At 52.2% G+C, this 12166-nt stretch carries 12 protein-coding genes and 4 pseudogenes; 4 read left to right on the top strand and 12 right to left on the bottom strand.

Going from position 1 to position 12166, the window contains the following annotated elements; translation table 11 throughout:
• Window positions 1-278: pseudogene (locus VU18_RS07305) on the top strand (Ger(x)C family spore germination protein); the annotation flags it as partial.
• A 90-nt stretch (window positions 279-368) separates the two neighbouring features.
• Here the strand turns inward: VU18_RS07305 and VU18_RS07300 are convergent.
• From VU18_RS07300 to VU18_RS07265, 10 genes and pseudogenes are all read right to left on the bottom strand, one after another.
• Window positions 369-1151, bottom strand: a complete 783-nt coding sequence (locus VU18_RS07300) for an ABC transporter ATP-binding protein (RefSeq protein ID WP_021321382.1) — start codon at window positions 1149-1151, stop codon at window positions 369-371.
• Window positions 1148-2105 (bottom strand): annotated as a pseudogene (locus tag VU18_RS07295) (nitric oxide synthase oxygenase); the annotation flags it as partial. The gene VU18_RS07300 and the pseudogene VU18_RS07295, both read right to left, overlap by 4 nt.
• A gap of 1 nt (window position 2106) precedes the next feature.
• Window positions 2107-2227: nitric oxide synthase oxygenase (locus tag VU18_RS21075; protein WP_369793563.1), on the bottom strand; the 121-nt coding region annotated here is incomplete at its 3' end.
• Between the two features lie 377 nt (window positions 2228-2604).
• Window positions 2605-4722 (bottom strand): YhgE/Pip domain-containing protein, encoded by a 2118-nt coding sequence (locus VU18_RS07290; protein ID WP_042382552.1) that lies wholly within the window; start codon window positions 4720-4722, stop codon window positions 2605-2607.
• Window positions 4723-4808: 86 nt separating this feature from the next.
• Complete coding sequence (locus VU18_RS07285; RefSeq protein ID WP_011231169.1) at window positions 4809-5243, bottom strand: DMT family transporter; 435 nt, start codon at window positions 5241-5243, stop codon at window positions 4809-4811.
• Window positions 5244-5694: 451 nt separating this feature from the next.
• Window positions 5695-6273, bottom strand: a complete 579-nt coding sequence (locus VU18_RS07280) for a hypothetical protein (protein ID WP_011231168.1) — start codon at window positions 6271-6273, stop codon at window positions 5695-5697.
• Window positions 6270-6905, bottom strand: a complete 636-nt coding sequence (locus VU18_RS07275; RefSeq protein ID WP_011231167.1) for an SCO family protein — start codon at window positions 6903-6905, stop codon at window positions 6270-6272. Before VU18_RS07275 ends, VU18_RS07280 begins: the two co-directional genes overlap by 4 nt.
• Window positions 6898-8145: a cbb3-type cytochrome c oxidase subunit I gene (locus tag VU18_RS07270; protein WP_369793561.1), complete on the bottom strand. Its 1248-nt coding sequence runs from the start codon at window positions 8143-8145 to the stop codon at window positions 6898-6900. The genes VU18_RS07275 and VU18_RS07270 overlap by 8 nt, the downstream gene beginning before the upstream one ends.
• Window positions 8094-8345 (bottom strand): hypothetical protein, encoded by a 252-nt coding sequence (locus VU18_RS21240; RefSeq protein WP_318550362.1) that lies wholly within the window; start codon window positions 8343-8345, stop codon window positions 8094-8096. Before VU18_RS21240 ends, VU18_RS07270 begins: the two co-directional genes overlap by 52 nt.
• A complete protein-coding gene (locus tag VU18_RS07265; protein WP_011231165.1) occupies window positions 8345-8884 on the bottom strand; it encodes a cytochrome-c oxidase in 540 nt (179 codons plus the stop codon). The genes VU18_RS21240 and VU18_RS07265 overlap by 1 nt, the downstream gene beginning before the upstream one ends.
• Window positions 8885-9049: 165 nt before the next feature.
• Here VU18_RS07265 and VU18_RS19650 point away from each other — a divergent pair.
• Both VU18_RS19650 and VU18_RS19645 read left to right on the top strand, forming a co-directional pair.
• Window positions 9050-9634: pseudogene (locus VU18_RS19650) on the top strand (heme A synthase); the annotation flags it as partial.
• 1 nt (window position 9635) lies between these two features.
• Window positions 9636-10006: COX15/CtaA family protein (locus VU18_RS19645; protein ID WP_236687316.1), on the top strand; the 371-nt coding region annotated here is incomplete at its 5' end.
• Window positions 10007-10016: 10 nt separating this feature from the next.
• On the opposite strand, the gene chrA is transcribed toward VU18_RS19645, so the two are convergent.
• Window positions 10017-11225 (bottom strand): chromate efflux transporter, encoded by a 1209-nt coding sequence (chrA, locus tag VU18_RS07255; protein ID WP_042382557.1) that lies wholly within the window; start codon window positions 11223-11225, stop codon window positions 10017-10019.
• A gap of 75 nt (window positions 11226-11300) precedes the next feature.
• Here chrA and VU18_RS07250 point away from each other — a divergent pair, with 75 nt between their 5' ends.
• The gene (locus VU18_RS07250; RefSeq protein WP_011231162.1) at window positions 11301-11807 is read left to right on the top strand and encodes a QueT transporter family protein; all 507 of its coding nucleotides are present in this window, start codon (window positions 11301-11303) and stop codon (window positions 11805-11807) included.
• A gap of 10 nt (window positions 11808-11817) precedes the next feature.
• On the opposite strand, the pseudogene VU18_RS07245 reads toward VU18_RS07250, so the two are convergent.
• Window positions 11818-12166, bottom strand: a pseudogene (locus tag VU18_RS07245) (multidrug resistance efflux transporter family protein); the annotation flags it as partial.

Here is a 12166-nt window from a genome sequence, read left to right as displayed (position 1 = left end):
TCGAGCTGCGCCGGCCGCTGTCAAGAGAACGGCTGGCTAAGCTGGCGGCGCAAACGGTGAAACAGGAAATCCAACAAGCCTATGAATGGGGAGTCAATCGAAACATTGACGTGCTGAATGTATCAGATCAATTATACCGCAGCAACGTTCATAAATGGAGACAATGGGAACAAAACGGCATAATCCCATTAAAAAAGAAAACCATTCGAAACATTTCCGTCCATCTTTCCCTCGGCTCTTCCGGCAAGGAAAAACTGGATTATCGTGCAGGCGACTAGATGGTTGTTACATGCTTTTGCGCGTTTTTACGGTTGGAAGGGCTCCCGGTATGGTTTTCGCACCTTAGGGAGCCGGTAGTCCATCCGTCTTCAACGTCCAATCGACACCCACGGCCGGCCGTCTTCCCAATGAACGCGGATCGGAAGGCGAAACGCTTCTGAAAGCCGCTCGTCGGTTAACACTTCCTCTTTTTGGCCAGCCGCAAGGATGCGCCCGTCTTGCAAAAGCAAGACATGGGTAATGGAGTCGACGATTTCTTCGATATAATGGGTGACGTATAAGAGATGGCACGGCTGAGTGACGATCTGTCCGATCAATGCTAAAATTTCTTCGCGGGCCAATAAATCAAGGCCGACCGTCGGCTCGTCCAAAATGAGCAGCTTCGGATTCGCCATCAACGCTCGGGCGATCAATGTTTTTCGCTTTTCTCCTTGCGACAACGTTGCGTACCGCTTTTCTTGGACAGCTTCGAGGCGGAAAGACTCGATTAACGATTGCGCTTTGGACCGATCGTCCTCAGTGACGGCATCGTACAGGCCAATCGTTGCAAACTTGCCGCTGATGACAATATCTTCGACTGTTTCGGCTTGCAAGGTATCATAAAACTGATCAAGCGAGCTGCTCACAAACCCGATATGCCGGCGCAATTCCCACAAGCTCGCCTGTCCAAACCGATAGCCCAATACTTCAACATCCCCGCGCGTCGGGTACTGATAGCCGGTGACGATATTGAGAAGCGATGTTTTCCCGGAGCCGTTTAGGCCAAGAATCGCCCATTGCTCGCCTTCTTTCACCTCCCAGTTGATATCACGCAAAATCATGCGCCCTCCTCTTGCCCATGACACATCGCGCATGCGGATGATGACGGTCATTGTTCCTCTCCCCTTTGTTGTTCGTATGGACGGTCCTGATAGAAAAAGTTGGGCAACATGGTCGTGTTGTCATACGTTCGGTGAAAAATGTGCGTTGTCGCCGGAGAAAGAGGCGGAATCAGCCATGTCCAATCGCCGGTGACATGGCGGCCGGCTGCTTTCTCTTGCTGTTCAAACAACTGAAATTGGCGCGCGGCGGTATGATGGTCAACGATGCTGACGCCCGCCTTTTTGTAGGAATACAAAACAGCGATATTCAATTCGACCAACGCCTTGTCTTTCCATAATGATGCGTTGGAGTTGGTGTCAAGCCCCATGCAAGAGGCCACTTTCGGAAGCATGTTGTAGCGATAATCATCGGCAAAATTGCGGGCTCCAATCTCCGTACCCATGTACCACCCGTTAAACGGTGCTGCCATATAGCGAATGCCGCCAATTTCTAGACACATATCTGAAATAATCGGGACCGCGTACCATTTTAACTGCAGATCGCGAAACCACGGAAACTCCGGATGTTCAATTGGCACCTCAAGCACCAATTCTTTAGGGATCGGTGTCCAAACAGGCTTCTGGCTGCCTACCTGGATCACCAAGGGCAACACGTCAAAAGGCGTTTTTTCCCCCTTCCACCCAAGCTGTTCACAGGCGCGGGTGAAAGTGAGGGAGGATGAGTCGCCGATGATCCCTTCTTCGGTTTCATAACCGGCATAACGAATCAGTTGATGATTCCAAATGCGCACTTCCCCATTTGGACGGAAGATCGTGATCGTCGGCCGGATTTTCCCGCCATTGGTCGCAAACTCAATATGATGGAATAGATAAGAAAAAACCTCGTCTACGGTAACCGCCTCTCTCGCATCAATGACATAGAGCGATTGCCAAAACAAGCGGCCGATGCAACGGTTGCTATGACGCCAAGCCATCTTAGCCCCATAGCTTAACTCTTCGTACGTANGGCTGTATGTGCCGGTTTGTTCCACTTCCCAACGGATTTCGTTCAACCGCCGCTTCATTTCTTGCTCACTTTTTCCAAGCTCCCGATAGCTTATCGTGATAAACTGTTCTGCTTTTTTCATCAACTGCACATCATGCTGTCTGACCCTTGTTTGATTCATATCACTCTCGATGTTTACCATATATGCTTCTTTTTCCTCCACTTTCGATCGATTGGACTCTTCGCAGTCATTCCAATTCCAATCAAGAAACAAATTCCCCCGATCCACCACATTTGCTCGATAAACATCGAAATCGCCAAAAAAATGAGCGCAAAACCAAGCAGTCGACGGATCGACATGATTCTCTCCCCTTTTCCCCGCCATCGAGCGCTCTCCCATCGCGCAAAAGCAACAGTGAACAATGCTTGGGAGACGTCGATCCTACGGGGCAATTGAGAATGAAGCAACGCTCTCGTCCCTATTGTAACAGATGCTTCCATAAAGAGAACAGACAATTTTCAATGAAACAAACCACTTTGAACAGCTTTTTCCTTCAGCACGCGCATCCATGGGTTTAATGAGCCTTTCAACAAAAGTCCGGCCAAAAGGGCGGCAACGGCAAACAAGAGAAGCCGCTTGACATCATGCTCAACATTTTCCCATACGATCCCGCCGACCGCCTCGCGCATGACATCAATGGCATAGGTAAACGGCAGCCAAGGGTTTAATTGCTGAAAGAACGGAGGAATCAGCTCAACGGGATACGTTCCTCCCGCTCCGGCAATTTGCAAGACGAGCAACACAATCGCCATCGCTTTTCCCACATTGCCGAACAAGGAAACAAGCGAAAAAACCACCGCCATAAAGACAAAGCTGCACAAAAGGCCGAACGTCATGAACCATCCCGGCTCACGGACGAAAATATTCGGCAAGATGAAAGCCGCTCCAGCTGTCACGACCATCGCCTGCAAAGCATTCAGCGTCCAAAAGGTCAACAGCCGTCCGGCATATCTTTCCCGCTCATTCGCTTCCGAAAACGAAGAAGGATCCGTCGACAAGACGGAAACAAGCAACAAACATCCTACCCATATGGCCAGCACCGTGTAAAATGGATTCATGCCCGAACCATAGTTCGGCAGCGGGAAAAGGCGGAACGTTTTGACGTCAACCGGGTGAGCTAAAAACGCCCCTTTCGCCCGAGGATCTTGTTTCAACAAGCGAATCAGTTCGTCGATGTTGGTTTCTCTTTTGATTTTCGATAGGAAGGCGGCCAGCTCGCGGACCTGGCGGGAGAGAAATGGATATTGAGCCTGTGCGGTCTTTAGCGCTTGTTGCGCGGCCGCTAAATCACGATCTGTGTTTGACAACCATTGCTCTGCCTCATTTAACGCTTGATCCATGCGAAGAAGCGTTTGTTTCGCTTGTCGCACCTGTTCCCCTGTTTGATTCCATTTTGCCCGCAGCATAGGCAGCAGCCGTTGGCGATATGCTTGATCAAGTTGCTGCGCCTGTGCGTCCAATAAGGCCATTTGTTCACGCAGGTGAGTGATCTTCTCTTCGACGCCTGTTGGATGTTGTTTCACTAGCGCCGCTGTTTCTTGAATAGACGCTAGCGTCTGCTCGATACGGCTGACTGTGCGCTGCACAGGTTGAAGCGAAGAGGAATCAATCGTCCCCTCCCATGTTCTCAACGTTCGGCGCAATTGCTGAACCAATGGGCTCGCGTCTGTTGCAGCCTGTTGGATGAGAGCCGCCCAACGCGCTTGCTTTTCCGGTGTATCGAGGGACTGTGGCGTCTGCTCTGCAAAGGAATGGAGCGCATGAACCGCCATTTCCACCGGCTTTTCCCATAAGTGCGATGAAGCATTGACTTGCATGAACAACTTCTCAACGCGGCCTGTCCATTCTAAACCGCGCCGCACCGTTGCTCTGGCAGCCGGCAGAAGCTCGCGGCCTGTACGAACTAGTGATCTTGCCTCTCCCACATCGCGATCTAGGGCTTTCAATTGTCGTTGAATCGTTGGCAATTCGTTTTCCAAACGAAACACAAACGCTTCAACGCGGCGAATGGTGGGAAGCTGCTGTTCGAGCGTCACTCCCGCTTGGTGGAACAAGGAAAACAATGCGGTATTGACCACCCTCACAAACTCATCGCTGACTCGCGCTGACAATGTACTTGCTCCGCGCTCCGTGATTTTGGGAGCGATGGCGTTCCGTTTGTTGTTTTCATAATAGTAAATAACCGCCCTTTTCGGACGTTTCTGCACTACAGTGGCTAATTTAGCCGAGAAATCAGCCGGAATGACGATCGTCGCAAAGTAGTCTCCCCTCCGAACGCCTTCCATTCCTTTTTTCCGCGTGACAAATCGCCATCCCAACTGGTGGTTGTTTTTTAAGGTCTTGACGATCTCATCGCCGGCGCGAAACCGGTGACCGGCGAGCTCCGCCCCTCGGTCTTCGTTCACGACGCCGACCGGTAAATCCTCTGTATGGGCATAAGGGTCAATCGAAGCCTCTACATTGATCCAAGCGTAAAGCGATGGAAGAACGATCAGACCGAGAGCCAATATGGATGCGGCCCAGTTGGTCGTGAGATGTTTCAAATCGCTCATATAAATGCGCCATGCCTGTTTCACTTTGATCCGCTCCTTTCAAGTCGATCATGCTGTTGTTAGTATGAGCGGATCACGGAAAACTAAACCAACTTGGCCAGTCCTGTTGTTCATTTGCGGAAAAAAAGCCAAAGCGCCAAAAACAAACAGGCTATAGCAGCGAGGCGCGTCATGTCAAACGGAATGCGCTGTCCGCCGAATAACCCGAAGTGATCAATGATCGAACTCATCACGAGCTGTCCGGCGACCACGGCCATCAATGAATTGGCGACGCCGACTTTCGGAACGATCAGCACCATGACAAACACGTAAAAGGCGCCGAGAATGCCGCCCGTCAGCTGCCATTTCGGCACAGAAAACATGGCAAGCAATTCTCCCTTGCCTAAAAACAATTGCACTAAAAATAAGACGATCGTTCCGATTAAAAACGACACGAACGCCCCTTCCAACACACCAATCCGCTTGCCGAGGCCGCCGTTCACTCCTGCCTGTACGGAGACAGCCATCCCGGCCGTTAGAGCGAGCAGCATCCATACCCACTTCATCCGTCTCTCCCCCTCCCCTTTCGCTGTCCCGCTTTATCGAACATTGATCCGAGGCTTAGAAGACCGGCGATGGAACGAAACATCCCGCTCTCCAGCATGGTTTCCCAAATGAGGGAAAATTGTGGCATCAACTTCTCATTTCGCTGGCCTCCTGCGGGCTAGAAACGATCCTTTTTTCACTAACCTTCTAAACTTGGGGGTGCACGGCTGTTGACCCGTTTAAGCCACCTCTTGTTGACTTGAGCCAACCTGTCTGACGTTCACGCAACGGAAACAAGCACTTGTCCCCATATCGGTAAAGATATTTGACATAGCGGTGAAAAATCCTTCTTTTCACCAAAGGAGAAGAGAAGGGGGCAAACAAAAAAAAACGGACGAATCTTTCCTGTTAAGATCCGTCCGCATGTCCGTCAATTCAGGCCCAGCAACAAAGAGAGACCGTTCCGTTGACTTAGCGAGTCTCCGGCTCGTTTGCTGTTCCAGCAACGAACAGCCGCAGCGACCAAAAAGCAGCGAGCACGAGGGACAACGCGATCATCATGCGGCCGAGCGCGTTTTGTTGGCTGAGCAAGTAGCTGTTGCACACGCGCGCCGGTACAGCTAAATACAGCCAACCCATGACAACGAGCATCGAGATGACATTCGCATGAACAACGCCGCGGGCAATCGGATGAAGCCGCTTCCAGCTTAACGATAGCGGCATCCCTGTAAGCAGCGGCGGCATCATCCATTTGGCAAGCCGCATCAACGGCTCGTTCAACGAGGCGTCGACTGAACGCGGCAAGATCCAAAAGGAAAGGACGCTGATGGCCACCAACAATCCAGGCAAACCGTTTTCGTTCCAACGGCTTAGCAATTGGGCGAAACGGCGGGGCAACGCGAAACCAAACAGCCAGCCGGCTACCACCAGCAACGGGACTTGCCCGAGCATCACGCCAATCATCGATGATTCCATCCAACGCAACACCGGCGGCAACGCAAGGGCTGCCATGAGGAGAGCTCCGCCAACTGCATATCGTTTCCCGCTCACTGTTTCACCACCTCGGAGGATGCCTCTTTGGCCAGCAGGTGGTTCAGCTCGGCGCTGACCGCTTGCGGATGGTTGTAATCAAAAATGCGGACGAGCCGCCCCTTTTCGTCGAGCAAGTAAAACGCCGCATTATGTTCATACCCGCCTTTCCCGTCCGGGATCACAATGACGCCCATCACTTCTAATAACCGTTGCAGTTCCTGATCGTTCGACACGCGGGCCATGCGCCACGTAACGCCATCCGCCCCATAATGATGGGCATGATGCATCAACATCTCCGGGGTATCGTTTTGGCTGTCGAAACTAATACTTAAAAACGAAAGACGATGCCTATGCGGAGACTGGCGAATGGCATCATAAATGCGGCGCAAGTTCATCTCAACAACCGGGCACACATCGCCGCACCTTGTATATATAAAAGTGGCTAAAACCCATTGGCCGCGCTGATCTTGCCAAGAGAACGTGCGACCGTTTTGATCCTCCAACTGAACGGCCGGAAGTGGTTTTGGCTCTTGCAGGATGGCAAGGCGGCGGGCGGTTTCGCTTGTAAACGCCCGAAACCCGTCCGTCCCGTGCCAAAGAAGCCCAAAACCGAACACAAGCGCGAGAGCCACCGCTACGGTTTTACGCACGCGGCCCCACCTCGATATTTTGCTTTGCTTGAACGGTGATCACCGAAACGAAAAAGCGGTAAAGGAACACCGTGACAGCGGCGATAATGGCAACTGCAAACATCGCCCCCATGCGATCATACGGAATCCATTCCGGAACATGCACAGCCCACCGCCGCGGTGCGCTCACTTTTCCAGAAAACAGGAACGTGCCGCATAGACTGAGGAAGAAAATCGTATACACCCAGAAGCTAACCATATCCGCATAACCGATCTTTCGCCCGTTTCCACGAATGAAATAATACATAAAGCCGAATAACATTGAAACCGCACCGATTCCCATATACATATGGAAGTGTCCCGGCACCCATTTCGTGTTGTGCATGACGTGGTTGATGACGATGGTCGCATCCGCAATCGCCGGCATAACGCCTGCGACCCAGCCGAACATCGAAAGGAAGATGAAGCTTGACGCCATATCCCATTCAATGCCGGAACGATAAACGATCATTAACGCGCCAAAGGCGGTCACCACCAAAACCGGCAAACCATTCAAATAAGAAAACACTTGGCCGATAATCAACATCCATTTCGGCATGACAAAGTCCATCAACAAATGGTGCGGGTAAATGATAATCGTAAACAACGTCGACATGTTCCACGCGATAAGGAAAATTTTGTACGACTTCCATGGGCGGTTTGTATATTTTGGCAAAATTTCATATACGGCGATTACCCCCATGTAAATAACCGAATTGGCGAAAATATGCCCGAAGGCGTAAATCAAGTTTTTCGCCAGCAACGGATCCATTTCAATCGATGGTTGAAACAAATTGATTAAGCTCATGACTAAGACGCTTGCCCCGGCTGTTAAAGAAACGAGATTGACGATCGAAACCATCGTGCTCGCCACTACCGTAGGCGGCGGACCGTAACCTTTCACTTTTCCGAGAATTTGCGGCCATCCAAGGCCATGGCCAAGGCTTCCGTATTCGCGAATAATGGCTCGCGACGTATCAAGATAAAGAAGCAAAAAGCTGACACCAATCAGCAGCATGCCAATCAAGTACAGGCTCGCTCCTGTTTTCCCCCACATGCCGACTGACATCGCCGGCAACGGGTACAAAAACGTCCATGCTCCAGCGAAACGGAAGACAAAAATACTGATGGCTGTCATCACCACCCCCGTTAAAAACAACACGAAATGGGTCACAAAAATCGGAAACGACAAACGGACGTACTGGCGCAAAAAGTACCACATAACCGCCGACGCAGCAAACGCAGCCGCTCAACCATAAACGTGCCATGCGCGGTCATCATTTCATAAAATGTATCTTGTCCAAGCGGAATCATTTTTCCTTGCGCCAGCAGCATCAACAGCCCCAGCACCATCATGAGCAAAATCGCGATGCCGCTGACGAACATGTACAAGGCGGTCATCTTGCGAACGTTCGCTTCCATTATTTCCCCTCCCCTTCTTGGGCCGGCACGACGGTAATGGTCGCCGTCATCACATGGTGGCCGATGCCGCAATATTCTAAACAAAGCACTTGATATGTCCCGGGTTTCTCAAACGTGTAATAAATCGTATTTGTATACTTCGGCATGGCTTGCGTCTGGGCCAACAGTTCCATGTTTTCATCATAAATGCCGACTCCGTGATTGACATCTACGCTCGTCACTTGAAAGGCGATCGGCTCACCGACGCGAAATTCATTTCGGCTTAATACAAAACCAAATTGCCGCGCTTCCACTTGAACAACGGTCGGATCGGCAGCATGCGCTGGCCTTTCAAACGGCAAATCGCGCAGCGTATAAAACGTCGCTAGACCTATGGCTGCAATGACGACCAAAAACCATACATTTCGAATCCGGTATCCTTTTTTCTGAATTGGCTCATATTCGACGCGCTGGCCGGAATGAGCGACGACATACAAAAAAACAAGGATGACAAACAGGATGAGAACAACGGAAATAATCCACGCTGCCTGCTGGTACATAGCGATCCATTCCCCCTTTTCCCTCGTCAAGATAGTTTCACTATAGGGCATGGTAGCGTTTTCCCACAGTTAACTTCATCACAAAACAGACAATTTTTCTCACAATTTGGATTTTTTTGTCTGATGTGATAGAGTACACAGTTATGTGACAGCGGACTTGCTATAATGGGAGAAATGATGTTAGGGGGAATGGGGATGAAATCGTTGGCTTTTTGGACGCTATGTACGACATACGTTCTCATTGTATTCGGCGGGTATGTGGCGTCCTCGAATTCGGGGATGGGGTGCGGCCCTGACTGGCCGCTCTGCAACGGGATGCTCATCCCGATGTTGAAAGGAGCGACGCTGATCGAGTACGCCCATCGATTGATCGGCGCTTTGCTCGTGCTGTTGACCGGGGTGCTCTGCCTTCGCTTATGGCGTTCTTCCCGAAGCGGGACAGACCGTTTCATTTCAGCGGCCGCCGCTGTTTTGCTTGCGTTGCAAATTATGCTTGGAGCTCTCGTCGTTTGGTTTGATCTCCCACCTATCATTGTCACGATTCATTTCTTCATCGCGTTTCTCTTTTTAGGCTGCCTTCTTTGGATTTGGCGGAACGTCCATCGCTCTCCACAGATGCATCAACCAGTCGGCCAGACAACTATTGAAGCAGAGGCGAAGCGGCATATCCATGTTCTTTTGTTCTTATTGGCAGCTGCGTTACTGCTTGGCGCATACGTGAAACATCAACATTACGGTCTGGCATGCGGANGGCTGATATGCGGGGAACAAGCATGGCCATCGAGCGAAGCCCAAATGTGGCAAACCGCCCACCGAACCGCTGCTGCCACTACGGTGTTATATACCATTTGGACAGCGTTTGTTGCCCACAGGCGACGCTGGGGGCGCCCGCTGGAGCGGCGCCTTCTTTTGGCGGCAACGGTCGGGCTGTTGCAAGCGGTGATCGGGATAGTCACCGTTGCGACAGAAATTCATCTGTCCTGGGCGGTCATCCATTTGGCCGTCGGCACATGGCTGGCTTTGCTACTAGTCGAGCTGAAAATCTACTTACATAGGCCCGGTGTGACAAGATTATCTGCTCGCGGGAGGATGAGGAAATACACCCAAACGCCCGCCCGTTAGGCACCAAGCATTAATCGAGCAACGTGCGAAGCCACCCGCCGACAAAGGAAACAAGAACAACCAACCACGCCGGCCACTTCCAAACGGCAAGCAAAAGAAAGGCGACGAGGACAAACGCGAAATCGGCCGGCTCGTTCACCGCTTTTGTCCAAATCGGATCATACAGCGCCGCAAGTAACATCCCGACGACAGCGGCGTTAATGCCGGCAAGCGCCGCTTGGAAGCGTGGATGACGGCGAAGCCAGTGCCAAAACGGAAACGCGCCAAGACCGAGCAAAAAGGATGGAAGAAAAATGGCTGTGGTAGCCACTAGCGCTCCCTTCCAGCCCAACGCCGCCATTCCAATATACGCGGCAAACGTAAACAGCGGCCCAGGGACGGCTTGGGCAGCGCTGTAGCCGGCTAAAAACTGATTGGCGGTGACCCACCCTTGCGGCACCACTTCCGCCTCCAAGAGCGGCAACACCACATGCCCGCCGCCAAACACGAGCGCCCCAGCGCGGTAAAAGCTGTCAAACAGCTCCAAAAGCGGTGAGTGGATCCAAGTACGAATGAGCGGCAGCGCAACAAGCAACACGGCAAACAAGGAAAGCAACGTCAAACCGGTGGAACGACGAATGGAAGGCGGGATGCCTGCCGCAGACGAAGAAGGTGCGACATTTTTTCGCACTCCAACAGCGCCAATGCCCCCCGCTGCGGCGATGACGGCTACTTGGCTCCACGCGCCCGGCGCAAGAAGCACAGCGGCCGCCGCTGTGATGGCGACCGTTGCCTCGAGGCGGCTAGAGGCGAATTTGCGCGCCATCTCCCATACAGCTTGCGCCACGACCGCCACGGCCGCCAACAGCAAGCCGTGCATCCAGCCGGCGTCACCCCAAGAATGGTGTTGCAGCCAAACAGCAACCAGGCTGAGGGCGACCGCTGACGGCAGCGTAAAACCAAGCCAAGCTGCCAACGCCCCCCAAACGCCGGCGCGCATGAATCCGATGCCGATGCCGACTTGGCTGCTCGCTGGACCAGGGAGGAATTGGCATAAAGCGACCAAATCGACATACGTTTTCTCGTCAATCCATTTTTTTCGTTTGACGTACTCTTCGTAAAAATAGCCGAGATGAGCGACCGGACCACCAAATGACGTTAAACCGAGGAGAAGCGCTGTTTTTCCGACTTCCCAAACCGATCGCCGCCGGCTTGTTGCTTGTTGATCCGTCAAGGTCAACGAGATTCACTTCCTTTTCGTTCATTCGTTTGTCGTGCTACAATCATATTATCATCNATGCGAGGAGAGGACGTTATGAACATTCGGATCATAGCGGCAAATGGCTTGATCGCCGCCGTGTATATCGCGGTGACGACGCTCATTCAGCCGTTTGGCTTTACGAATATTCAGTTTCGCGTGTCAGAAATATTGAATCACTTGGTCGTGTTCCGCAAAACATACGCTGTTGGCATCGTGCTTGGCGTCTTTTTTGCCAATTTGTTTTTCTCGCCGATTGTCGCGTATGATCTTGTATTCGGCGTTGGCCAGTCGGTGTTGGCGCTGCTCATCACGATCGTCTCTATGCGGTATGTCCGAAACGTTTGGGCGCGCATGGCCGTCAATACGCTGTCATTTACTGTGACTATGGCCATTATCGCCTTCGAATTGAAACTGGCGCTCGGCTTTCCGTTTTGGCTCACATGGCTGACGACGGCCATCAGCGAGTTGGTCGTCATGGCCATCGGCGCGCCGATCATGTATGCCGTCGGCCGCCGGATTGCTCCAGAAGCCTTCCGGGCCGCTGACGGCCGCAACGACTGACCAAGTGTTCCTACGGCATCGAGCGCACCGCCCATTCGATGATCAATGAACAGACAGCGGCGAGCACCGAAGCCGCCGTCATGGTTGTTAGCATAGACCGCAGCTTGGGATGAATATTGGGGCGAAAGTGAAGGATGGCGAGACTGACAGCAACCCCTCCGACCCATACGACAAGACCCACGGGCGTCATAAGCACGTCCCAGTCGCTAATCCAGAAATAAATCACAGCCGCATGGCAGGCCAGCAGCGCATATAGGATCATCCTCACTGCTCTTCCCCCACGCGATAGGAACGCCAGGCTGCTGAAACCGGGTGGGGCCGGCCGGTTCACCGTCTTTGCAGACTCAAAACTATGCCAG

The sequence above is a fragment of the Geobacillus sp. ZGt-1 genome, from assembly GCF_001026865.1.
In the GTDB taxonomy this organism is placed as follows: Bacteria; Bacillota; Bacilli; order Bacillales; family Anoxybacillaceae; genus Geobacillus; species Geobacillus thermoleovorans.
Note: the sequence above shows the minus strand (reverse complement) of the source record. Positions and strands in the feature narration are given on the sequence as shown.